18 protein-coding genes are annotated in these 22,340 nt (G+C 67.8%); 2 read left to right on the top strand and 16 right to left on the bottom strand.

All coding sequences use genetic code 11. From position 1 onward, the window contains the following. Positions 1–27: 27 nt before the first annotated feature. From ACLD0U_RS01260 to thrC, 11 genes are all read right to left on the bottom strand, one after another. Complete coding sequence (locus ACLD0U_RS01260; protein WP_206822842.1) at positions 28–441, bottom strand: RidA family protein; 414 nt, start codon at positions 439–441, stop codon at positions 28–30. Positions 442–494: 53 nt separating this feature from the next. Next, on the bottom strand, positions 495–3,575 hold the full coding sequence (locus ACLD0U_RS01255; RefSeq protein WP_410339592.1) for a hypothetical protein: 3,081 nt from the start codon (positions 3,573–3,575) through the stop codon (positions 495–497). Positions 3,576–3,615: 40 nt separating this feature from the next. Beyond that, entirely contained in the window at positions 3,616–4,899 is a 1,284-nt protein-coding gene (locus ACLD0U_RS01250) for an alpha-L-fucosidase (protein ID WP_410339591.1), read from the bottom strand. Positions 4,900–4,953: 54 nt separating this feature from the next. After that, on the bottom strand, positions 4,954–5,901 hold the full coding sequence (locus ACLD0U_RS01245) for a carbohydrate ABC transporter permease (protein WP_410339590.1): 948 nt from the start codon (positions 5,899–5,901) through the stop codon (positions 4,954–4,956). Positions 5,902–5,909: 8 nt separating this feature from the next. Next, complete coding sequence (locus ACLD0U_RS01240) at positions 5,910–6,818, bottom strand: carbohydrate ABC transporter permease (RefSeq protein ID WP_179409107.1); 909 nt, start codon at positions 6,816–6,818, stop codon at positions 5,910–5,912. Positions 6,819–6,825: 7 nt separating this feature from the next. Next, a complete protein-coding gene (ngcE, locus tag ACLD0U_RS01235; RefSeq protein WP_206821018.1) occupies positions 6,826–8,220 on the bottom strand; it encodes an N-acetylglucosamine/diacetylchitobiose ABC transporter substrate-binding protein in 1,395 nt (464 codons plus the stop codon). Positions 8,221–8,335: 115 nt separating this feature from the next. Beyond that, positions 8,336–9,400: a substrate-binding domain-containing protein gene (locus ACLD0U_RS01230; protein WP_410339589.1), complete on the bottom strand. Its 1,065-nt coding sequence runs from the start codon at positions 9,398–9,400 to the stop codon at positions 8,336–8,338. Positions 9,401–9,433: 33 nt separating this feature from the next. Further along, positions 9,434–10,387, bottom strand: coding sequence for a hydroxyacid dehydrogenase (locus ACLD0U_RS01225; protein WP_410339588.1), 954 nt, complete (start codon positions 10,385–10,387; stop codon positions 9,434–9,436). A 201-nt stretch (positions 10,388–10,588) separates the two neighbouring features. Continuing rightward, the gene (locus tag ACLD0U_RS01220) at positions 10,589–12,043 is read right to left on the bottom strand and encodes an MFS transporter (RefSeq protein ID WP_206821020.1); all 1,455 of its coding nucleotides are present in this window, start codon (positions 12,041–12,043) and stop codon (positions 10,589–10,591) included. Between the two features lie 37 nt (positions 12,044–12,080). Further along, positions 12,081–13,412 carry a M20/M25/M40 family metallo-hydrolase gene (locus tag ACLD0U_RS01215; protein WP_410339587.1) on the bottom strand — a complete coding sequence of 444 codons (1,332 nt, stop codon included), beginning with the start codon at positions 13,410–13,412 and terminating at the stop codon, positions 12,081–12,083. Positions 13,413–13,450: 38 nt separating this feature from the next. Continuing rightward, positions 13,451–14,869 carry a threonine synthase gene (gene thrC, locus ACLD0U_RS01210; RefSeq protein WP_410339586.1) on the bottom strand — a complete coding sequence of 473 codons (1,419 nt, stop codon included), beginning with the start codon at positions 14,867–14,869 and terminating at the stop codon, positions 13,451–13,453. Positions 14,870–15,189: 320 nt separating this feature from the next. Here thrC and ACLD0U_RS01205 point away from each other — a divergent pair, with 320 nt between their 5' ends. Together ACLD0U_RS01205 and ACLD0U_RS01200 are read left to right on the top strand one after the other, a co-directional pair. Beyond that, the gene (locus ACLD0U_RS01205; protein ID WP_179409113.1) at positions 15,190–15,648 is read left to right on the top strand and encodes a carboxymuconolactone decarboxylase family protein; all 459 of its coding nucleotides are present in this window, start codon (positions 15,190–15,192) and stop codon (positions 15,646–15,648) included. Positions 15,649–15,668: 20 nt separating this feature from the next. Further along, positions 15,669–16,565: a sigma factor gene (locus ACLD0U_RS01200; RefSeq protein ID WP_206550519.1), complete on the top strand. Its 897-nt coding sequence runs from the start codon at positions 15,669–15,671 to the stop codon at positions 16,563–16,565. 162 nt (positions 16,566–16,727) lie between these two features. Here ACLD0U_RS01200 and ACLD0U_RS01195 read toward each other — a convergent pair whose 3' ends face one another. From ACLD0U_RS01195 to ACLD0U_RS01175, 5 genes are all read right to left on the bottom strand, one after another. Next, the gene (locus ACLD0U_RS01195; protein ID WP_206550520.1) at positions 16,728–17,123 is read right to left on the bottom strand and encodes an arsenate reductase ArsC; all 396 of its coding nucleotides are present in this window, start codon (positions 17,121–17,123) and stop codon (positions 16,728–16,730) included. Continuing rightward, positions 17,123–18,127: a metalloregulator ArsR/SmtB family transcription factor gene (locus tag ACLD0U_RS01190; RefSeq protein ID WP_410339585.1), complete on the bottom strand. Its 1,005-nt coding sequence runs from the start codon at positions 18,125–18,127 to the stop codon at positions 17,123–17,125. The genes ACLD0U_RS01195 and ACLD0U_RS01190 overlap by 1 nt, the downstream gene beginning before the upstream one ends. Then, on the bottom strand, positions 18,124–19,263 hold the full coding sequence (gene arsB, locus ACLD0U_RS01185; protein WP_224817235.1) for an ACR3 family arsenite efflux transporter: 1,140 nt from the start codon (positions 19,261–19,263) through the stop codon (positions 18,124–18,126). The genes ACLD0U_RS01190 and arsB overlap by 4 nt, the downstream gene beginning before the upstream one ends. 128 nt (positions 19,264–19,391) lie before the next feature. Beyond that, entirely contained in the window at positions 19,392–20,690 is a 1,299-nt protein-coding gene (gene nhaA, locus ACLD0U_RS01180; RefSeq protein ID WP_410340257.1) for a Na+/H+ antiporter NhaA, read from the bottom strand. Between the two features lie 136 nt (positions 20,691–20,826). Next, entirely contained in the window at positions 20,827–22,326 is a 1,500-nt protein-coding gene (locus ACLD0U_RS01175; protein ID WP_410339584.1) for an arylsulfatase, read from the bottom strand. Positions 22,327–22,340 lie beyond the last annotated feature (14 nt).

Below are 22,340 nucleotides of genomic sequence, written 5' to 3'. Positions count from 1 at the left end.
GGAGTACGAACGCGCGGGCGCGTTTGCTCAGCGGGCCTCGTCGACGACGGCGGCGATGGCCTCGATCTCGACGAGCTGGTCGTCGTACCCGAGCACGGTAACGCCCAGCAGCGTGCTCGGCACGTCGTGGTCGCCGAACCCGTCGCGCACGACCTCCCACGCCGTGACGAGGTCGGCCTGCTGCGTGGAGGCCACGAGCACCCGGGTACTGATGATGTCGGTCAGCTCGGCACCGGCGGCGGCGAGCGCACCGTGCAGTGTCTCCAGGCATTTCGCTGCCTGGCCGGCATAATCGCCGACGGCGGCGGTCGTTCCGTCGGTGTTCAGCGGGCAGGCGCCCGCGAGGAAGATGAGCCGGGCATCGCTGGGGGCGGTGGCGGCATAGGCGTACTGGGCGGCATCAGAGAGGGCATCGGCACGGATCAGGGAAACAGCGGTCATCCTTCTAGTCTGCCGTGCCCGAGCACCGCACGACCCCAGCGACGGGCGGGCTTTCAGTCGGTCAGCGTCCAGGCCCGGTCGTTGGAGCGGCCCGGTTCTGAGCCGCGGTTCTTGCGCGTCGCCGTGTAGGTCTGCCCCTCGTGCAGGACCACGTCGCCGCGCTGGAACTCTCCTGTCGGAGTCCAGATCGACGTATCCCCGATCGCCCGGATCTGCTGCCACGGACCGCGCGGCTTCTCGCCCGGTTCATCGGCGCTCGTCGGCCGTATCGCCTCGAACAGGCTTCCTTCGAAGCCGACTCGATCACCAGCGCGGTACGAGGCTGATGCGTCCCACGCATTGGCCGCCGACACCGGCTCGAAGGCGGCGAGGTCACTGGCATCCGCGACGAACCCGTCGATGGCGATGACGGTTCCGATCACCTCCACCCTGGGCAGGTCCGCGCCTGTACCGAACGCCCCGACGATGTCAAAGTCGGCGGTCTTCCCGGCGCGCTCGATCCGCAGCACTCCATCGGCGTACGTGATCTCGGCACCATCGGCATCAAGCAGCGTGAGCTGCATCCAGGCGTCACCATTGCGCAGGACGATCTGGCGCGCACCGTCGACCGAATCGGCGATCTCAGCCGTCACCCCGGCTTGCGGCGCCAGCTGCCACGTCCAACGACGGGCCTCGTCGTCGGAGAGCGAGTCCGAGAGCACCATGATGGTGTCGGCCGTCGCGCGGGGCGTCATGTCGACAGCGGCCTCACGCGTCGCCGTCGCGACCCCGAGGTTGCCTGCACCGTCGAACAGCACGTAGCCGCCACCCTGGGCGTTGTACGAACGGGATGCCTCGGTACGACCGTGCCCGACCTCCTGTGCGATCTCATTGTCGACGAACACCCGCGAGTACTTGGCCGCATCGGCCGCGCTCTTGCCGGGTTGCCCCGCCCACAGCGTGTCACCGCCGATGATCGAGAGCCCGAAGGTGTCGAGGCCGCTCCAGCCGAGGTGGTCGTGGTTGCGGTTGTGCAGCCCAATGAGCACATCATCGGCATCCTGGATCCGGTTGCGGAACATCGCGACGCCGGACTCGGCGTCGTACAGCGCGGGAAGCACCTCATCGCTCCGAAGACTCGGCGGGCTCTCCTCCGGCCAGTAGGCGAAGGTGTAGAGCCCGAACCCCGGCGAGTACCAGCCGTTCTCGGCGAGATGCCCCTGCGTGCGCTCGAACATCGCGGCGACGCGGTCGAGCTCACCATCTTCGGCCGCGCGGTCGAAGTACAGCGGCCATGCCGGCTGGCCGCCGGTTCCCACGCCCCACTGCAGAGATGATCCCGTCCCCTGCCGGAGCGATGCGGCATGCAGCAGCAGACTCGCGGTCTGCGGCTCGTACCATGCCTCCTTGATGGCATCGATACCCACATCGAACGACCCAAGTACGCCAGTGGTGGCGATCATGTTGTCGTAGTCGAGGTAGTCGAGCCCCTCTTGATACCACCCGGACTCTGAGTACCCCTGTTCCGCGTGACGCGAGAGCTGGTCGAGCAGACGCGCGATCCGCGCATCACGCATGCCATAGTCACCGTCACCGCGCACGGCGAGATGCTGCGCAAGTTCTGCGCCGCGCGTGACGCCGACCCAGTTGCTCGCCTTGTCGTCCCACACCATGTTGGGGTGATCGGCGAGTTCGAGCAGTACCGCAGCGCGTTCGAAGTACTCCTGTGCGAACGTCCGCTGGGTGTTGGTCCAACCGTTGTACGCCCAGTCGTAGGCGAGCGCCAGCTGCGAAGCGGGGTTCGCGGTATCCAGTGGCTGACTGGCGCCGAATGGCGTCTCATCCGCGGCGATCTCAAACGCCTCGAACGTCAGGTCCGCGTACCGTTGCTGACCCGTCACCTGGTACAGGAAGGCGGCCTCGCGGGCGTAGCGATGTGCCGAAGTTCCCGAGGTCCCGACACCTCCGTCGACCCGCGCGGTGATCACCTCGAGCTGTTCCTGTGGGGTGCCGGGAACCGATGTGATGCGCGTGATCTTGTCGCGCACCTCATCGGTGAACATGATGCGTGGATGCGACTGCACGCCCCGTGCCGCGGTGGCTATGACCTCGCCGTCTGCGACGAGCGCGAAGTACCGCGCCGGTGTCTGGGCTCGGGCCGATCCCACCGCCTCCATGCCGGTGGCGACCGTCGTCGCGTCAGAGAGATCTCCACCCGCGAGGGATTCGTCAGACGCCACGAGCGACAGCGGTCCCTCGACATCGCGCGCAGCGGCCCAACTGAGATGCACATCTGCCTCAGCCTCGATTGCGGCCAGCGAGCTGGTCAGGATGTTGCTCTCGCCCGGCGCGGTGATCGTCGCCTCCGTCGTGCGGAACACCTCCGCCCCACCGCTGTCGCGCGCGATCACCGTGTACACGTAGCTCTCGCCGGGGTTCCAGTCCTGGTCGGTCGCTTCGGTGAGAACGGCCGGCACCCGGCGCACCAGCCGTGCCTCCGCTTCGGACCCCACCGTCTCGCGCATGATCTCGTAGTGGTCGGCGCCTCGCGCATCCGTCACATCCCAATCGAGCCCGATGTCGCCGGATGCCGTGATCGATGCGAGGACGAAGTCGTCGGCATCCGCCCTGGAGAAGCGCACGTCGTCGACCGTCATCGTGCCCCTCACCATGTCGTTGAACAGGTGCACGCGCGCGCTGGTCGACCCCGCGGGCACCCGCACCCATGCGGAAGCGGGCGTCCAGCCGTCAGTGTCGGTGTTTCCGCCGATGAACGGAGCCGACGTCGCCCCCGCGACGTTGATGCGGATGCCCGCGGTGCCGTTGCCCGACATGCCCGTACGCTTCACCTGGAAGTCCAATCGGTACAGCCCGGCGGTCACCGGCACGTCCTGCACCAACGCCAGGCGCGACGAAGTCGTGTTGGTCGTTATCTGGACGGCGTTCTGCCCGGCGATGCCAGGAACCCGTGTCACCTCCCCCGTTCCGGCTGCGTTCCAGCGCCCCCAGCTGTCGGGGTTCGCCCCCGTGAATTGTTCGAACGAGCCGTTCGCGACGGCGTCCTCACCAACCTCGACGGCGGCCGCCGAGATCGGTGAGACCAGGAGTGCGGCGACGATCGCCGCACTGGCCCAGCGGGTCCTGTGTTTTCTCATGCTCTTCACCTCGTTGTGTAGATCGATGGAGTGTTCTGCTTCAGTCGGCGAGCGTCAACTCGATGACCGGAAGCAGGTCCTTGGGACGGACGACCGGCAAGGAGAGCACGAGCGTGCCCGGTTCCGGCGCGGCCGGGTGCAGACTCGCGCCGACGTGATCGAGGTCGGTGACGATCGGGTACGTGTTGATGACCGCGCCGTCGGATAGCAGGCGAGTGAACGTCACCCGGTCGGCCAGCCCCGGCAGGTACAGCGTCTTGAACGGCCAGTCGAAGATGTGCGCGAACAGCTTGTTGCCGTTCTGCGTGTAGACGACGCCCGAGGGCGATTCGAACTCCGAAGGGCCGGCGCCGTAGATCGCACCGCCGTTGCGGCGCAACCACCGCCCGACTTCGAGCAAGATGTCGTCGTGCCCCTCGGGTACCTCACCGCGCGCGGTCGGCCCCACGTTGAGCAGCAGGTTTCCGCCGAGCGAGACGGTCTGCGCCAGCATTCGCGCAAGCAGCTCGGGACTTTTGTCATCGGTGTTCTCGCGGTCGTAACCCCAGGCACCGTTGATGGTGTGGCACGCTTCCCACAGCACCTTCTCGCCGTTGACCTCGATCGGCTTGACCGGCTGGTACTGCTCGGGGGTGGCCAGGTCGCCGGGGATGCCGAACCGATCGTTGATGATCATCTCGGGTTGCAGCTCGCGGCACATTGCCATGAGCCCCTCGGCGTCCCAGTCCTCGGGCGTCTTGCCGAGAACACCGTCGACAGGGCCGGGCTGCGTGAAGTCGACGAACAGGTAGTCGATCGTGCCGTAGTCGGTCAGCAGCTCGCGCAGCTGCTCACGCATGTAGGCCCGGAAACGGTCCATATCGCGGTTCGCGTTGAGCTCATCGATGTCGTCGCGGTTGCCGAGCGGATGCGACCAGTCGACCGTGTAGTCGGGGTGGTGCCAGTCCAGCAACGAGAAGTACAGCCCGACGCGCAGACCCTCGGCACGCAACGCGTCGACGTACTCGCGCACGAGGTCGCGCCCCCGCGTCGTGCCGATCGAGTAGTCAGTGGTCGCCGTGTCCCACAGGCAGAAGCCCTCGTGGTGCTTCGCTGTCAGCACGGCGTACCTCTGGCCGGCCGCCTTGGCCAGCCGGGCGATCTCACCGGCGTCGAACAGGTCGGGGTCGAAATGGTCGGCGAGCCGGACGTACTCGTCATCGGGGACGCGGTCGAAACGCTTCACCCACTCCTGCCGCCCCAGCACCGAATAGGTGCCGTAGTGGATGAACATGCCGAAGTGATCGTGGCGGAACCACGCGGTGCGATCGGCGGTGTCAGTCATGGAAAACGTACTCCTTCGTCGTATTCGAGACGTACTACTGCGGCGTCGTCGGCGTCACTTGAGCGCGCCGAGAGAGATGCCGCCCTGCAGCTGCCGGTGGAAGGCGAGGTAGGCGGCCAGCACCGGCAGCATCGCGATGACCAGACCGGCGAACAGTGCGCCATAGTCGGCGGCGTAGCCCTGAGTGATGGCAAGGGATGCGAGTCCCTGCGAGAGCACGTACTTCTCGGGGTCCGGGTTGAGCACGAGCGGGATCAGGTAGTTGTTCCACAGGTTGAGGAAGTTGAAGATCCCGACGCTCACCAGCCCCGGCTTGGCCATCGGCAGCATGATCCGGAAGAAGGTCTCGGCATGCCCGCATCCGTCAAGCAGGGCTGCCTCGGCCACCGACTCGGGCAGCGTCGCGAAGAACCCGACCAGGAAGAACACGGTGAACGGCAGCCCGTAGGCCGACAGAACCAGAATCAGCCCGAGATGCGTGCCCAGCAGGCCGAGGTCGTTGACGACGAAGAACAACGGCACGATCGCCAGGAAGATCGGGAACATCATGCCGACCATGAACAGGTAGAAGATCGGGCGGTTCAGACGGAATTGAAAGCGTGCCAGCACGTACGCGACCATCGCGCCGAGCACCATGGTGACGATCAGCGATCCGCCGACCACGACGATGGTGTTCCAGAAGTACCGGCCGATATCGGCCTCGTTCCAGGCGCGCACGTAGTTGTCCCACTGCAGCACCTCGGGCATCGCCCAGGGCGAGGCGAAGATCTCGTCATTCGCCTTGAGCGAGCTGAACACACCCCACAGGATCGGGAACAGCGCGATGACCGCCCACGCGATCAGGAACACATGCGCGACGCCCTTGCCGAGCGACTCGGTAAGCCACGAATAGGGGTTGGTGCGGCGCTTGCGCGGAAGCGCCGCACCGGGAGCCGGAGCGGATGCCGGCGACGAGGCGCCCTTCGACGGAGCCTCGGGACGGGTCATGATCGGAGCGGTCACGTCGACTCCTAGTACTCGACGCGCTCGCGGCGCGTCACACGGAAGGTGATGAAGGCGAACAGCAGCGTGAGCACCGTGAGCACGACGCCGATGGTCGCGCTGTAGCCGAAGCGACCGCCGCTGAACGCGAGCCGCTGCATGTATGTCGCGATGACGTCCGTCGAGCCGGAGGGCCCACCGTCGGGTGTGAGAATCGCGACGGTGACGAACATGTCGAGCGCGAACATCCCGATGTAGATCCACGCGACCTGAACGGTCTGCAGCATCATCGGCAGCGTGATCGTGAAGAACATGCGGAACCGGCCGACTCCGTCGAGCTGGGCGGCTTCGAAGTACTCGCGCGGGATGCCCTGGATCGATGCCGAGAACAGCACGTAGTAGAAGCCGATCTGGCCCCACACCAGCACACTCAGCACCGCCCACGGCGCGGTGTTCGGGTCGCCGAGCCAGGCGTGCGCCCAGGCCCCGAGTCCGACCGCTTCGAGAAAACCGTTGAGCAGGCCGATACGAGGGTTGAACACGAACTGCCAGAGCACCAGGCTCATCACGATGGGCAGGATGTTCGGGAAGAAGTAGATCGCCCGGTACCAGCCGGACCCGGCGATCGGGCCGACCCGTCCGCCCTTCCCGCCCGCCACGCTGGTGAGCGCGGCGAAGACCAGCGCGATACCGAGCGTGACGGGTGGGAGGACGAGCAGGAACATCGCGTTGTGCGACAGGGCCGCCCAGAATCGATCATCGCCGGCCAGCTCGATGTAGTTCGCGAAGCCGATGAACTCCCGGTCGCGCGAGTAGCCGCTCCAGTCCGTGAACGAGATGATCACGCCTTGGACGTACGGGTAGAGGACGAACACCCCGTACAGGACCAGCGGAGCTGCGAGAAAGAGGGTGATGAATCTGGTGCGGCCGTGCTTCATGGCGCGCTCAGTCCCTCGTGTACTTCGTGATGCTGTCGTCAGCGGCGATCTCGTCGGCCGCCTGCTGCATCGTCTGCGAGGCCTCTTCGGGACTCACCCGGCCCGCGAGCACGTCACCGAGAGTCGTGAACCACTGGGTGCGCAGCGGCTCGTACCAGCCACGGAACGACACGCGCAGCTCGGCGTTGCCGCCGACCTCGATCGCGTCGGTCACCGTCTGCAGTGCCGGCGTGACGTCGACGCCTTCCAGCGAACCCTTGACGACGGTGGGTGCGCCCGTCAGGCGCGAGAACTCCGACGCGGCCTCCTTCGAGAGCATGGCCCGCAGGTACTCCATCGCCCCCTTGGGGTTCTTCGCCTCGGTGGGGATGATGAACGGCTCACCCGGAGCGACCTGCAACTGCTCGAACCCGAGCGCAGCGGTGGCCTCGTCGAGCAGCGGGATCGGCGTGATCGCCATGTCGAAGCCCTCGGGCGTGACGCCCTTCATCTCGTTCTCGAGCCACGAGCCCGCCGGGTAGAACAGTGCTTCACCCCGGACGAACTCGGTCTGCGCCTCGGTGTGCGTCAGCGCCTCGGAGCCCTTCAGGATCAGGTCCTTGTCGTGCAGCTCGGCGAGGGCTCCGAACGCGTCGACGACGACATCCGACTCCCAGGCGCCGTTCTCGAGGTTGTCGAGCGAGCGCAGCGCGTCGATGCCCGCCTGCTTGCCGATCAGAGTGATGAACACGTCGGCGGGGTAGCTGATGACCTGTCCGGGGTAGGCGAACAGGGCGATGCCCTCGTTCTTCGCCTGCTCACCGAGCTCGACGAAGGCGTCCCAGGTGGTGGGGATCTCCCAGCCGTGCTCCTCGAACAGCGACTGCGAGTACCACAGGCCCTTGGCGGTGTTCACGTAGCGCAGCTCGAGCAGCTTTCCGTCGTACGTGCCGGTCTCGACGACACCGGGGGTCAGGGTCTCACCGACGGTCACGTCAGGGTCATCCCACGAGGGCGCCTCGAGCAGCTCGCCCAGATCGAGAAGCTGGCCGCTGTCGGCGAGCGTCGTGGTCTCGATCGGCTTGCCCGAGTTGTCGATCAGGTCCGGCGGGTTGCCGCCGACGAAGCGCGGCTGCAGCTGCGTCGAGATCTCCTGCACTGACTTGAGGTCGACCTCGCTGTCGGGCAGTTGCTCGTTGTAGACCTTGATCACAGCGTCGGTGTACTCGGTGCCGTATCCGCCGTCGAACGCGTAGACCTCGATCGACTGCGCCGAGGGAGCGCCGAACGGGCCGACCGGCTCGCCGGCATCCGCGGGTGCCGCGTCGGTGGACGCGCAGCTGGTGAGCAGCAGGGTTGCGCTCAGCACGAGCGCCCCTGCGGTGGCGGTGGCCCGCCGACGGGTGGTGGGGGTGATCTGCACAGGAACTCCTTCGGTCCGGGGCGAGCCGTGGGAAAGGGCTCTCCGTCGACGCGATGCTATGACCGATCGATTGGACGACTCAAACCATAACGATCAAACGATCAGAAGCTGGTCGTTACGCGTCCTGCGCACGCCGCAGCGCGAACGCGGGCGGCACCGTCACATGCCGCGGCACCACGTCTTCCGCGCTCTGCCCCGCCCGCTCCAGCGCGGTCATCAGCGCAAGCCGCCCGACCTCGTGCTTGCGCGGCGCGACAGCATCCATGGGCGGGTCGGCAAGCGCCGCGATCTCGTCGTCGTACGCGATGACCGTGACATCTATACCGCGCTCGCGGGCGCGCTGCGCGAGCGCGACGGCGGCGAGGTCGGAGTGCACCAGCGCGCCGGTCGTGCCGAGCTGTGCGAAGCGGTCCAGCACAGTGTCGAGACTCTCCTGCAGTTCCGGGGCGTACTCCGGAGCCGAGGGGATCGCCATCCGCTCGGTCGCACCATCGAACAGTCCGCGCTTCGCCTCGAATCCGGCGCGCAGCCAGCCGGCCGTGGGCGTGCGCTCGGCCGACACCAGCGCCACCGACCGGTGCCCGTCGTCTGCGAGCTGCTGAAACGCCAGCCTGGCTCCGAACTCGTGGTCGGAGCGCACCGAGTCGAGCATGGCGAAGTCATCGCCGCCGTCCCGCTCCAGCAGCACGACCGGACTACCGACCTCCCGCAGGGCCTCGTAGGTGCGCGGGTCGCGTTCGGGGATGACGGCGGGTGTGGCGATGAGAGACGTCACTCCGCGATCGACGAGCCGCTTGATCTGGGCCAGCTCCTGCTCCTGTGAGTACCCCGAGACGAGCAGCGCCACGCGCACGCGCGCCTCGACCGCCGCGGCTTTCACGCCTTCCAGAACCCCGGCGTAGTAATAGTGCGATGAGGGCACCACCAGGCCGATGATCCCGCCCTCGCTGCGGGCGGGCGGCGGGCGTCGCACGATCTGCGGGCCGCTTGCGGAGGGCATCCGCGCGGCGATCGCCCCGCCATGCACCCGGCGTGCGATCCCCTTCTCGACGAGGTCGTTGAGGTCGCGTCGGATGCTGATCGGCGAGACGCTGAGCTGTCTGGCCAGCACCGCGACGTCGACGCGTCCGGTCAGGTTCAGCTCACGTTCGATCGCCGAGCGTCGCTCTGCCGCTCGCATGACTTCTCCTTCTCAACCTGCGGTTCCGTCGCGTCAGGCCAGCAGCGCGAACTGCGACTCCGACACGTCATGGCGGAACGCCTCGCCCCGCGTGAACCTCTGCAGCTCGTCAAAGGCCGCGTCTCCGAGTCGCCGCAGCTCAGACCCCTGCGAGCCTGCGATGTGCGGCGTGAGGGTGAGGTTGGGCGCCGAGAACAGCGGATGCCCGGCGGGCAGCACATCGGGTTCGGTGACGTCGATCACGGCGTGGATCCGTCTGCCGTTCAGCTCGCGCACGAGAGCGTCCTGGTCGATCAGCGCGCCGCGTGCGGTGTTGATCAGCGTGGCGCCGTCCGACAGCAGGGCCAGCTCGCGCTCTCCCAGCATTCCCCGGGTCTCGGGTAGCGAGGGTGCGTGCAGGCTCACCACGTCCGACGTGGACAGCAGTTCGTCGAGCCCGACCCGGGTCACGCCGTCGATGTCATGCTGCAGGGTCGGGTCCCACACGAGCACCTCGACGTCGAACGGCGCGAGCAACTCGATCACCCGCCGACCGATGCGCGAGGCGCCGATGATGCCGACCCGCGTGCCGAAGTTGCCCCATCGCTCGTGCGCGGTGCTCGCCGGCCGGTACTGCTGCGTGCGCCGGTACTCCTCGTCGATGGCGAAAGCGCGCTTGCCGGCGAGCAGGATCGCGGCCAACGTGAACTCCGCCACCGGCACCGCGTTCGCGTCGGCTCCCGAGCTGATCCGCACTCCGCGTTCGTAGGCCTCGGACGTCATGATGCCGCGCACCGAACCCGCCGCGTAGACCATGCCGCGCAGCCGGGGCATGCGCGCCAGCAGGCCGGCATCCAGTTCGGGCGCGCCCCAGCATCCGATCAGCACTTCGATCTGTTCCCACTGCTCCGGGGCGACGTCTTCGAGAGGCCCGAGCAGCTCCACCGCCGGCGCGAAGCGCTCGGCGTAGTCCGCACCGAACAGCGGTTCGGGCAGATCGGGGGTCATGGACAGTGCCGCGCGCGGTCGGCGCAGGCTCACCGGTTCGCCCCACGCGACGTTGCGGCGGACGAGGTCAAAATCATCACAGTGCTCCTGCGGTCGGAAGAAGATCACTCCACTATCACGGAGAGTGACTGTTCGGTCAACCAGAATTCGATCAAACGATCACTTTGTGGTAGCTCCGCGGTCGCGACGTCCGTCGCGCGCTCAGTGCGTCGACGCGACCTCGGCAGCGCGGTCGGTGAACGCCTGCTTGGGCACGAAGGCGAGAAGCACCGCGGATGCCAGTGCCGTGGCGCCGCACACGATCCACACCGTCATGTAGCCCGCGAGAGATCCCGCGGTGCCCTCGGTCGCACCGGCTGCCCCGGCGACACCGCCAAGCAGTGCGATACCGAAGATGCACGACGCGATCGCGCCGCCGACGGTCTTCACCGAGTTCGTCAGGCCCGTGGCGACGCCGGTCTGGGTGGCCGGTGCCGCAGACGCCGCGGCGGCCGGCAACGCCGCCACCAGTGCGCCCGATCCAAGCCCCGCGAACACCATGTTCGTGACGACCTGCAGGTACGTGTCGTGGAACGGCAGGAAGAGCAGAAAGCCGATCCCGACCAGTAGCGAGGCGCCGATCAGGGTGATCCGCGGAGTGGTGACCCGGGCGATCAACGGGAACAGCAGCGCACCGGTGATCATCGCGATCAGGTAGATGCCGATGATCAGTGACGTCGCGAAACCCGTCGTGCCCAGGCCGTAGCCGTACACCGACGGATCGGTGCGGGCGAAGGTCGACAACGGCGCCTGTGCTCCGAGCACGCTCACGCCGAAGAGCCCGGCGGTGAGGAAGACCGGGCCGAGCGCGGGCGAGCGGAACATGCGCACGTCGATCAGCGGGTCGTCGTGCCGCAGTTCCCACAGCACGAACGGCACGATCAGCAACAGACCGAGCAGCACCACGCCCCACGACCAGAAGCTCGTCAGCCCGCCGGGCAGGCGCAGCAGGCTGAGTCCGCCGGTGAAGGCGATCAGGGCGAACGAGATCAGCACCAGGCCGGTGGTGTCGAGGCGGCCGCCGGTCATCTCCGGCGACTCCTTCACCCCGAACAGGATCACGAAGAAGCACACCACGACCAGCAGCGCGGGGATCAGCAGCACGACGGTCAGCGGCAGCGCATCGATCAGCGCCCCGCCGGCCAGCGCACCGATGATCGCGCCGGCTTCGAGCGCGGCCACGAGCAGGCCCGCGGCCCGGGCGGTGATGATCGAGCGCGAGGCCATCGACCGCGAGCGCGACCAGATCAGCGCGATCTCCAGCGGCAGCCACACCACGTAGAAGCCCATCAGGGCCCAGCCGATCAGGAACACCGTGAACGAGTCGGTGAACGGCAGCACGAGCGCGGCGGCCGCCGTCAGCGCGGTCGACACCAGCAGCATCCGCTTGTGCCCGATCATGTCGCCGAGCTTGGCGAAGGCCGGCACGACGAGCGCCGACAGCATCAGCTGAGCGCCCTCAAGCCAGTTGACATCGGCGTCATGGATGCCGAGATGCCGGGCGATGTCGGTGAGCATCGGCGTGTAATAGCCCTGCAGCACACCGCTGGTGAACTCGACGAAGGCGAGGAATCCGACGACGCTGGCGAGCGCGCCGAGGGTGACGGAGCGCGTCATCGCGCCCCCTTTCTGAAGACAGAACAGTCGGGTGGGATCACTGTAGCCGTTGCAGCAGCTCGCGATGGAATCGCTCGCCGCGTTCGAGCGCGGCGATCTCGACGTTCTCGTCGACGCCGTGGATCGCCGCGCGCTGCGCGTTCGACATCTCCAGCGGCGCGAACCGATACACGGCGGGCGTGAAGCGGTGAAAATGCCGCGAGTCGGTGGCCGCCATCATGACGTACGGCACGGCGGGGGCGTCGGGATGCGAGACGTCGAGCGCCTCGGCGATCAGCGCGAACTGTGCGTTGTCGGTGGCCGACTCGGGCGAGGGCTCGCTGCCCTCGAGTACCTCGATCGCCACGAGGGGGTCGCCGATGCGGTCGCGCACGCGCAGCACCGTGGCATCCACCGTCTCACCGAGGGCGATCCGCAGGTTGATCGTGGCGGATGCCTGCGACGGAAGCACATTGGCGGCGGTGCCGCCGGACTGCATCGTGGGCGCGACGGTGGTGCGCACCAGCGCCGCCGGCTCTCCACCGAGCGCCGCGAACAGGCGCGCGGTCAGCGGCGGCACCGCACCGAGCAGACGCAGCAGGTGGCGGGCCGGGCCCGGCGTCTGTGCGGCCAGCTGCGACAGCATCCGAGAGATCGCGCGCGGTGCGCGCGCGGGGAAGGTTCCCGGGCCGAGCCGGTCGACCGCGCGGGCGATCCGCCGCACGGCGGTGAGCGTCGGCGGCGCCGAGGCGTGCCCTCCGTCGCCGCGCGCAGTGAGGCGGATGCTGAGAACACCCTTCTCTCCCACGCCGACCATCGCCGAACGGCCGGGCACGAAGGGCAACGGCGCGTCGACCACGGCACCGCCCTCGTCGATGACGATCCACGGGGTGATGCCGCGCTGCTGGAATGCCGCGCTGATGGCCTGAGCGGCGACCCCGAACGTCTCCTCGTTGCCGCCGAACGACAGGTAGACATCGCGGGCGGGCACAAAACCGTCGGCCAGCAGGTTCTCGACGGCTTCAAGAATGACGATGAGCGGGCCCTTGTCGTCGAGCGTTCCGCGCCCGTACACGCGCCCGTCGGCGATGCGGCCCTCGAACGGCGGGTACGTCCAGGCATCCGACTCGTCGACGGGCACCACGTCGTAGTGCGCCATCAGCACCGCAGGCGCGGCGTCGGGCTGCGCCCCCTTCCAGTGGAACAGCAGCCCGTACTCGGTGTGCTTCTCGAGCGCGAGGTGCTCATGCACGAGCGGGTACTGCTCGGCGATGAGACGCTCGAATGCGGCGAACGGCTCATGCCCGCGCTGCGCGAGCTCGGCCGACACGGTCGGCAGCTGGATCATCTGCGACAGGCGCTCGGCGATGCCGGGGCGGACGGTGCTCATCCGCTCACCCTAGCCGCCCGCGGTGACGCAGTGCGGTCTCAGCGCAGCGCGTGCTCGGCCACGAAGGCGCGCAGCGCCTGCTCGTCGTCGGCCATCTCGGTGACATGCTGCGGGGCGGCCATCATCTGCTGCAGCTCGGGCGAGAGGTCGAGGGTGACGCCGATGGCCTCGGTGATCGTCTCGGCGAACTTCTCGGGCTTTGCCGTCTCGAGCACGAGCATCGGCACGTCCTGCTCGACGTGCTCGCGGGCCACCTTGACGCCGTCGGCGGTGTGCGGGTCGATGACCTCGCCGCACTCGTCGTACACGGCCCGGATGGTCGCCAGCCGGTCGGCGTGCGTGGAGGTTCCGCTGACGATGCCGAACTTGCTCTCGAAGCGGGGCTGCTCTGCCGAGAAGTCGAAGAAGCCCTCGCGGTCGAGCGCCTGCCACGCCTCGACGACACCCGAGGCGTCACGCCCGACGAGGTCGAAGATGAAGCGCTCGAGGTTGGAGGCCTTCGAGATGTCCATCGACGGGCTCGACGTGGCGTGCGTGTCGGCGGCCGAGCGGGGGCGGTACACGCCCGTGCGGAAGAACTCGTCGAGCACGTTGTTCTCGTTCGCGGCCAGCACCAGACGGCGCACCGGCAGTCCCATGCTCTTGGCGAAGAAGCCCGAGAGGATGTTGCCGAAGTTGCCCGACGGCACGGTGAACGACACCTCGAACCCGTTGCGGAACTCGGGCTCAACACCGTCGGTCACTCGCAGCCAGGCCCAGAAGTAGTACACGACCTGGGCGGCGATGCGGCCGAGGTTGATCGAGTTGACCGCGCCGAGGTTCTGGGCCCTCTTGAAGTCGATGTCGCCGGCGAGCTGCTTGACCAGGTTCTGGCAGTCGTCGAACACGCCGGCCACGGCGATGTTGTGCACGTTGGTGTCGTAGAGCGAGTACATCTGCGCGCGCTGGAAGGGGCTCATGCGCCCCTGCGGCGACAGCATGAACACCGACACACGCTCTTTGCCGCGCAGCGCGTGCTCCGCCGCCGAGCCCGTGTCGCCCGAGGTGGCGCCGACGATGTTCAGCACGCGGTCCTGCTTCTCGAGCACGTACTCGAGCACCTGTCCGAGAAACTGCATCGCCATGTCTTTGAAGGCCAGCGTCGGCCCCTCTGACAGTCCCACCAGCGTGATGCCGCCGCCGATCGACCGCAGCGGCACGACCTCGTCGGGGAAGTCCGCGTACGCCGCGGCCGTCATGCGGGCGAGGTCCTCACGCGGAATGTCGGTGGCGAACAGGCCGAGCACCTCGGTGGCAAGCTCGGGGTACGTCAAACCCCGCCACGAGGCGAGCGTCTCGGCATCCACCTGCGGCATCCGCTCGGGAACCGCGAGACCGCCGTCGGGCGCGAGCCCCTCGAGAAGCGTCTCGCTGAACGGCTGCGGCTGCATGCCGCCGCGGGTGGAGATGTACAACACGTGGCGCTCCTCGGGTCGACTGCTCGGGCTTACATTCTCGCAGGACGACGCCCGTGCGCAGTCCGGATGACGCCGCCCGCGCCCCACCCACCCCGTGAGAAACCATCTGCCGTGTGAGAAACCACGCCACACGTGGTTTCTCACACGAGAAGTGGTTTCTCAGCGGGCGACGGGCGCGGCGCGCGGGCGCGCGGGAGCGGGCGCGGGAGCGGGCGCGGGAGCGCGGCGGGCAGCCAGGGGTGTCACACTTCGGGGCGGCGATCCGACATACAGATGAGGGCGGCACACAGGCCGCCCCGACGACCTGAGAAAGGGCGATCATGACCAGGATCGACATGGCACGCACGAACAAGCTCGGCTACGCGGCCGTACTGGGAATGGAGGCGTACTCGAGCAAGGCGGTCGACAAGCGCCTGTACGAGCTGATCAAGCTGCGCGCGTCGATCCTGAACGGCTGCGGCTTCTGCGTCGACATGCACGCGACGGTCGGGGCGAAGCACGGCATCCCGCAGCGAACCTTGCACGCGGTCGGGGCCTGGCAGCACGCCCACAACCTGTTCGAGCCGCGCGAGCTGGCCGCCCTCGCCCTCACCGATGCGGTCACGCAGCTCGGCCCCGACACGGTCACCGACGAGATCTGGGATGCCGCGGCCGAGCACTTCAGCGAAAGCGAGCTCGGCGGCCTCGTGATGGCGATCTGCACGATCAACATCTGGAACCGCATCGCCATCGCCACGCAGATGCTGCCGCCGGTCGATGCGAAGCATCCGATCGTGTGAACGGCGGTAGCGTGGCGTGCATGAGCGCCGCCACCGCTGCCACCCGCGCCTGGGACGCCGAGCGCGGTCGCCTGATCGGGATCGCCTATCGGATGCTGGGAGACCTCGGCCATGCCGAGGACGTCGTCTCGGAGGTCGCGGTCGATGCGCTGACGGCCGAGCGGGCGGATGCCGGCGCCGTGCGCTCGTGGCCGGCATGGCTGACCACGACGTGCGTGCGCCGCTCGATCGACCGGGTGCGGATGCTGTCGGCCGTGCGCGAGGACTACGTGGGCCATTGGCTGCCTGAGCCGGTGACCACAGACCGGCTGCCCGAAGACGCCGTCGCCGACCGCGAGATGCTGTCGTTGGCGTTGCTGCATGTGGCCGAGCAGCTGACGCCCGAGGCGCGGGCTGCCGTCGTGCTTCATCGGGCGTACGCGATGACCGCCGTCGAGATCGGGGGCATTCTGCAGAAGTCCCCCGCCGCGGTGCGCCAGTTGATCTCACGCGGTGAGCGGCGGCTCGGTCTCGATGCGGATGCTCCCACGCCGAAGCCCGCCGATCCCGTCGCCCTGTCGGCACTGGTGGATGCTCTGCGCGGCGGCGATCTGTCGACGCTGTTCGATCTGCTCACCGACGATGCGATCCTGTGGTCGGACGGCGGTGGGGTCGTCGGTGCCGCACTCAACCCGATCTTCGGCGCCGAGAAGGTGCGCCGGTTCTACCTGGGCGTGCTGCAGAAGGCCGCGGCCTACGATGCGGCGACGCCGTTCACCCTCGATGTGATCGAGGTCAACGGCGAGCCGGCGTTGGCTCTGGCTCACTCGGGTCGGGTCGATGTGCTGACGCTGGAGTTCGACGGCGATGGCCGCGTCTGCGGCATCCGCCAGGTCTGCAACCCGCACAAGCTGCATCACGCCTTCGCGGCGGCCTAGTCGAGCAGGTGTCTCAAGTACCGTTTCGGGTCGTCGAGGAATGAGCACCAGTGCTGCACGATCTCGAGGTCTTCCCACGCGCAGCACCTGCGCGACCGCCGGGATGCCCAGCGGCCAGCGGCCGCTCGGTTCGGGCGGACCCGCGCTGATCGCGACGTCGCCTCAGACCAGTTCGGCGATGAGCTGCTCGATGCGGTGACGGATGTCGTCACGGATGGGGCGCACCGCGTCGAGGCCCTGCCCGGCGGGGTCGTCGAGCTTCCAGTCTTCGTAGCGCTTGCCGGGGAAGAACGGGCAGGCGTCGCCGCATCCCATGGTGATGACGACGTCCGAGGCCTGCACGGCCTCGGTGGTGAGCACCTTGGGCTGTTCGGCGGTGATGTCGATGCCGAGTTCGGCCATCGCCTGCACGGCGACCGGGTTGATCTGCTCGGCGGGCATGGATCCGGCCGAACGCACCTCGATGCGGTCGCCGGCGAGGTGGCGCAGAAAGCCGGCGGCCATCTGCGAGCGTCCGGCGTTGTGGACGCAGACGAAGAGGACGGAGGGCGTGGTCATCAGGACTCCTGTGCGTGGGTGAGGGTATCGACGAGGGTGCGGACGCGGGCGGCGATGTCGTCGCGGATCGCCGCGACGCCTTCATCGGATGCCAGCGCGGGATCGCCCACCGCCCAGTCTTCGTAGCGGATGCCGGGAATCACCGGGCACACGTCGCCGCAGCCCATGGTGATGACGACGTCGGCGGCCCGCACGGCGTCGTCGGTGAGGGGTTTCGGGAAGCGCGTGTCGGAAGCGTCTGGCTCGATCTCGGCGAGCAGCGAACGCACCTGGGGGTGGATGCTGTCGGCCGGGCGCGAGCCGGCGGAGCGTGCGATCACCTTTCCGTCGGCGATCTGGTTGACCAGTGCCGCGGCGAGCTGCGAGCGCCCGGCGTTGGCGACGCACACGAACAGCACCTGCGGCGGATCGACCGCGCGGTCGCGCATCAGGTCGGCGAGGCGCTGGCGGGCGAACCGCTCGGTGAGCGGGATCAGCGCCGAGGTCACGCGGGCGGTGCGGGCGAGGGCGGTGTACGACTCGCGCACGGTGCTGAAGACGACGTCCGCGGCGAGCGCGGGCGTCTCTGCGGCCAGTTGCTCGGCGAGGTGGGTGACGCGCGCATCGAAGTCGGGGCGCGGTGCGTCGTCGGCAGCAGGCGCGTCGGATGCCGGAGCAACCGCGGCGGGTGCGAACGAGTCGAGCAGCGCGGTGACGGCGGCACGCCGCCCGGGAGTGATGCGGTACCAGACCCAGGTGCCGCGGCGTTCCGAGCGGAGCACGTCGACGTCTTTGAGCACCTTGAGGTGGTGCGAGATCGTCGGCTGCGAGACATCGGCGAGCTCGGCCAGGTCGCAGACGCACGACTCTCCGCGCGGGTCGGCGGCGATGGCCGAGAGCATCCGCAGCCGCAGCGGGTCGGCCAGCGCCTTCAGGGTGGCGGCGACACCGGCGGCGGCGTCCTGCCCGATGGCGTGCGTCGCGACGGGGGTGCAGGCGTCAAGGTCCTTGGGGTAGATCTTCACGAGGGTGTCCTCTCGGTGTGCGTGCGCGTGTCCGTGGCAGCGGGAGTGGCGATGTCGGTGCGGGGGTCGGTGCCGAACCAATGGCGTGCCGCCCACAGTGAGACGTAGACGAGGCCGACGAGCACGGGAACCTCGATCAGCGGGCCGACCACTCCGGCGAGTGCCTGACCCGAGGCGGCTCCGAACGTGCCGATGGCGACGGCGATGGCGAGCTCAAAATTGTTGCCCGCGGCGGTGAACGCCAGGGTCGTCGAGCGGGCGTAGCCCAGGCCGATCGCCTTGCCGGTGAGCAACCCCACGAACCACATGATCCCGAAGTAGGCCAGCAGCGGAACGGCGATGCGGGCGACATCCCACGGCTGCGAGGTGATGCGCTCGCCCTGCAGGGCGAACAGCAGCACGATGGTGAACAGCAGGCCGTACAGGGCCCACGGGCCGACGCGCGGCAAGAAGCGCTGCTCGTACCAGTCGCGCCCGCGGCGGCGTTCGCCGATGTACCGCGAGGCGAAGCCGGCGACGAGGGGAACCCCCAAGAAGATCAGCACGTTGAGGGCGATCTGGCCGATCGAGACATCGAGCCCCTGGGTGTCGAGTCCCAGCCAGCCCGGGAGCACGGTGAGGTAGAACCAGCCGAGCAGAGCGAAGGCCACGACCTGGAATGCCGAGTTGATGGCCACGAGCACGGCCGCCGCTTCGCGGTCGCCGCAGGCGAGGTCGTTCCAGATGATGACCATGGCTATGCAGCGCGCCAGGCCCACGATGATCAGGCCGGTGCGGTACTCGGGCAGATCGGGCAGGAAGGTCCATGCCAGCACGAACATCAGTGCGGGGCCGATCAGCCAGTTCAGCACGAGCGAGGAGATCAGCAGACGCTTGTCACCCGTGACCGCGGCGACCCGGTCGTAGCGCACCTTGGCCAGCACGGGGTACATCATCACCAGCAGGCCGAGGGCGATCGGGATCGAGATGCCGCCGACCTCGAGGCGTGCGAGCAGGTCGGAGACGCCCGGGACGAGGCGGCCCAGCAGCAGCCCACCGATCATGGCGAGCGCGATCCACAGGGGCAGCCAGCGATCGAGCGTCGAGAGGCGGGACACCGCCCGGCCCGACGGGGTGACTACGGCTTGATTCGACATGTTTCTATATTGATGCATGTCGAATCAGGCCGCAAACTCAGGCGAGGATGTTCACCGAATGGTCACGTGGGCATAGCGACGCGCCCCGGCCGCATGGGCCGGGGCGCGTCTCGCGTCAGATCAACGCGTCAGTTCTGTTCGTCGGCGAGGGCCATCTTGCGGTAGCGACGGTTGCGCGATCCGAGCAGGATGGAGGCCACCGTCGCGGCCAGCACGGATGCCGCGAGGATCGCGACCTTCGCGTGGTCGTACGCCGGGCTGCCCGGTGCGAAGCTGAGCTCGGCCACCAGCAGCGAGACGGTGAAGCCGATACCGGCGAGCAGACCGACGCCGGTGATGTCGATCCAGCGCAGCGACGGATCGAGATCAATGCGGCGGATGCGAGTGATCGCCCACGTGGCGAGGGTGATGCCGATCGGCTTGCCGACGACGAGCGCGACGATGATGCCGATGACGATCGGGTCGGCGAACGCCGAGGCGATGCCCTCCGCACCGCCGAGTGCGACGCCCGCCGAGAAGAACGCGAAGATCGGCACGGCGAAACCGGTCGAGAGCGGACGGAAACGGTGCTCAAAGATCTCGGCCAGCCCGGGACCGGCGTCTGGTCCGCGCAGGCCGCGCTTGTGCAGCACCGGAATCGTGAAGCCCAGCAGCACACCCGCGATCGTGGCGTGGATGCCCGAGGCGTGGATGAACGCCCAGGCGATGACGCCGATCGGCAGCAGGATGAGCCATGCCGCCGACGGGCGCAGGTGGAAGAAGTCGCGGTAGCGCTGGGCGATCACGCCGTAGATCACGATCACGACGAGAGCGGCGACCAGCGGCAGCAGGTCGATCGTCTCGGTGTAGAAGATCGCGATGATGCCGATGGCGATCAGGTCGTCGACCACCGCGAGGGTCAGTAGAAACACACGCAGCGCGCTGGGCAGGTGCGAGCCGATCAGGGCGAGCACGGCGACGGCGAAGGCGATGTCAGTAGCGGTGGGAATGGCCCAGCCCCGTGCGGCATCCGGCGAGCTTGCGGCGATCGCCAGGTAGATGCCAGCGGGAACGATCACACCGCCGATGGCGGCGACGATCGGCACCACAGCGGTGCTGAACTGGCGCAGGTCACCCGAGACGAACTCGCGCTTGAGCTCGAGACCGACGAGGAAGAAGAAGATCGCCAGCAGTCCGTCGGCCGCCCACGCACCGAGGCTCAGCTTGAGGTGCCATGGCTCGTACCCGATCTCGAAGTCGCGCAGGCTGAAATAGGCATCAGACCACGGTGAGTTGGCGAGCACCAGGGCGATCGCGGCGAGGGCCACGAGCAGGATGCCGCCGACAGCTTCCTTGCGCAGGATCTCTCCGACGCGCAGGGACTCTGCGCGCGACGTGGTGGGGAAGATGTTGCGCACTCGCGCGAACCGGGAGGGCTTCTTGGCCATAGTGAAGACGTCCTTCGGGTGGGGGTAACGGACTTCGTCGACCAGACTTCCCGACACGCCGCGTTCTATCGTACGGGGTCGAGCGGCAGCATCCGACCTCGGCCGGCCATCCCACGGAGGCCGACCGAGGTGATCGTCAGGAGCTGCCGACGGTGGAGTCGAGCTTGGCCATCACCTGATTGATCGTGAACGACGCCGACTTCTGCCGCGGCGGGAACTCGACGAGCGTCTGCAGCATGTGCGCCACATAGGCCTGCGCGGGCACGAACAGGAAGACGTGATCGAGCACCCAGTCCCAGTAGGTGTTCGAGGTGATGTCGGCCCGTTCGTAAGGGTCGGTGCGCAGGTTGAACAGCTTCGGAAAGCGCAGTTCGATGTACGGTTCCTGCCAGATGCTCAACGTGCCGACGGCGCGCTGCTCGAGGAACACCAGCTTCCAGTTCTCGAAGCGCAGCGCCGTGAGGTCGCCGTCATCCGAGACGTAGAAGAAGTGCCGACGCGGGCTGTGGTCGGCGGCGCCGGTGATGTAGTCGAGCTGATTGAGCCCGTCGAGGTGCACTTTGAAGTCGGTGCCGTGCAGTTCGGTTCCGGCCTTGAGCCGGTCGGCGATGTCGTCGTCGCCGATGGCCGCGAGCAGGGTGACGAACCAGTCGTTGTGGCTCACGATCCCGTTCAACGTCGTGCCGGCCGGGATGTGTCCGGGCCAGCGCACCATGGCGGGCACCCGGTACGCGCCCTCCCAGTTGGAGTTCTTCTCATTGCGGAACGGTGTCATGCCAGCGTCCGGCCAACTGTTCATGTGCGGGCCGTTGTCGGTGGAGTACATCACGATGGTGTTCTCGGCGAGCCCGAGTTCATCGAGAAGGTCGAGCAGGCTGCCCACGAGGTCGTCGTGATCGAGCATGGTGTCGTGGTAGTTGGAGTGCCATCGCCCGGCGCGTCCCTTGCTCTCGGGTTTGGTGTGCGTGCGGAAGTGCATGTGCGTCGAGTTGAACCACACGAAGAACGGGTTGTCATCGTCGGCCTGCCGACGGATGAAGTCGGCGGCGGCGTCGCGGAACTCCTCATCGACCGTCTCCATGCGTTTCTTGGTCAGAGGTCCGGTGTCTTCGATGCGCTGGGTGCCGTCGGCGTTCGCCCAGGAGCGCAGCACGCCGCGCGGGCGGAACCGCTCGGTGAACCCCGGGAACTCCTCGTCGGTCGGATAGTCCGGGTGCTCGGGCTCCTCTTCGGCGTTGAGGTGGTACAGGTTGCCGAAGAACTCGTCGAAGCCGTGCGCGGTGGGCAGGTGCTCGTCGCGGTCGCCGAGGTGGTTCTTGCCGAACTGTCCGGTGGCGTAGCCGTGATGTTTGAAGGCGTCGGCGAGCGTCGGGTCCTCGGGCTGAAGGCCGAGCTTCGCCCCCGGCATCCCCACCTTGGTGAGCCCCGTGCGGTACGGGTTCTGGCCGGTGAGGAACGCGGCACGGCCCGCCGTGCAACTCTGCTCGCCGTAGTAGTCGGTGAACTTCACACCCTCGTCGGCGATGCGGTCGATGTTGGGCGTGCGATAACCCATCAAGCCATCCGAATAGGTGCTGAGGTTCGAGATCCCGATGTCATCACCCCAGATGATGAGAACGTTGGGTTTGTCGGCCATGGTCACTCCTCGCG

Origin of the sequence: Microbacterium sp. 2216-1, from assembly GCF_046507855.1 — a bacterium.
Lineage (GTDB): Bacteria > Actinomycetota > Actinomycetes > Actinomycetales > Microbacteriaceae > Microbacterium > Microbacterium esteraromaticum_C.
This window is presented reverse-complemented; position numbering and strand designations above follow the sequence as displayed.

Excerpts from the sequence above, each read along its gene's own strand:
- ACLD0U_RS01230 (WP_410339589.1), bottom strand. The coding sequence starts at position 9,400 with ATGCGAGCGGCAGAGCGACGCTCGGCGATCGAACGTGAGCTGAACCTG.
- ACLD0U_RS01215 (WP_410339587.1), bottom strand. The coding sequence starts at position 13,412 with ATGAGCACCGTCCGCCCCGGCATCGCCGAGCGCCTGTCGCAGATGATC.
- ACLD0U_RS01220 (WP_206821020.1), bottom strand. The coding sequence starts at position 12,043 with ATGACGCGCTCCGTCACCCTCGGCGCGCTCGCCAGCGTCGTCGGATTC.
- ACLD0U_RS01175 (WP_410339584.1), bottom strand. The coding sequence starts at position 22,326 with ATGGCCGACAAACCCAACGTTCTCATCATCTGGGGTGATGACATCGGG.
- ACLD0U_RS01255 (WP_410339592.1), bottom strand. The coding sequence starts at position 3,575 with ATGAGAAAACACAGGACCCGCTGGGCCAGTGCGGCGATCGTCGCCGCA.
- ACLD0U_RS01200 (WP_206550519.1), top strand. The coding sequence starts at position 15,669 with ATGAGCGCCGCCACCGCTGCCACCCGCGCCTGGGACGCCGAGCGCGGT.
- ACLD0U_RS01195 (WP_206550520.1), bottom strand. The coding sequence starts at position 17,123 with ATGACCACGCCCTCCGTCCTCTTCGTCTGCGTCCACAACGCCGGACGC.
- ACLD0U_RS01250 (WP_410339591.1), bottom strand. The coding sequence starts at position 4,899 with ATGACTGACACCGCCGATCGCACCGCGTGGTTCCGCCACGATCACTTC.
- nhaA (WP_410340257.1), bottom strand. The coding sequence starts at position 20,690 with ATGGCCAAGAAGCCCTCCCGGTTCGCGCGAGTGCGCAACATCTTCCCC.
- ACLD0U_RS01240 (WP_179409107.1), bottom strand. The coding sequence starts at position 6,818 with ATGAAGCACGGCCGCACCAGATTCATCACCCTCTTTCTCGCAGCTCCG.
- ACLD0U_RS01260 (WP_206822842.1), bottom strand. The coding sequence starts at position 441 with ATGACCGCTGTTTCCCTGATCCGTGCCGATGCCCTCTCTGATGCCGCC.
- ACLD0U_RS01225 (WP_410339588.1), bottom strand. The coding sequence starts at position 10,387 with ATGACCCCCGATCTGCCCGAACCGCTGTTCGGTGCGGACTACGCCGAG.
- arsB (WP_224817235.1), bottom strand. The coding sequence starts at position 19,263 with ATGTCGAATCAAGCCGTAGTCACCCCGTCGGGCCGGGCGGTGTCCCGC.
- ACLD0U_RS01205 (WP_179409113.1), top strand. The coding sequence starts at position 15,190 with ATGACCAGGATCGACATGGCACGCACGAACAAGCTCGGCTACGCGGCC.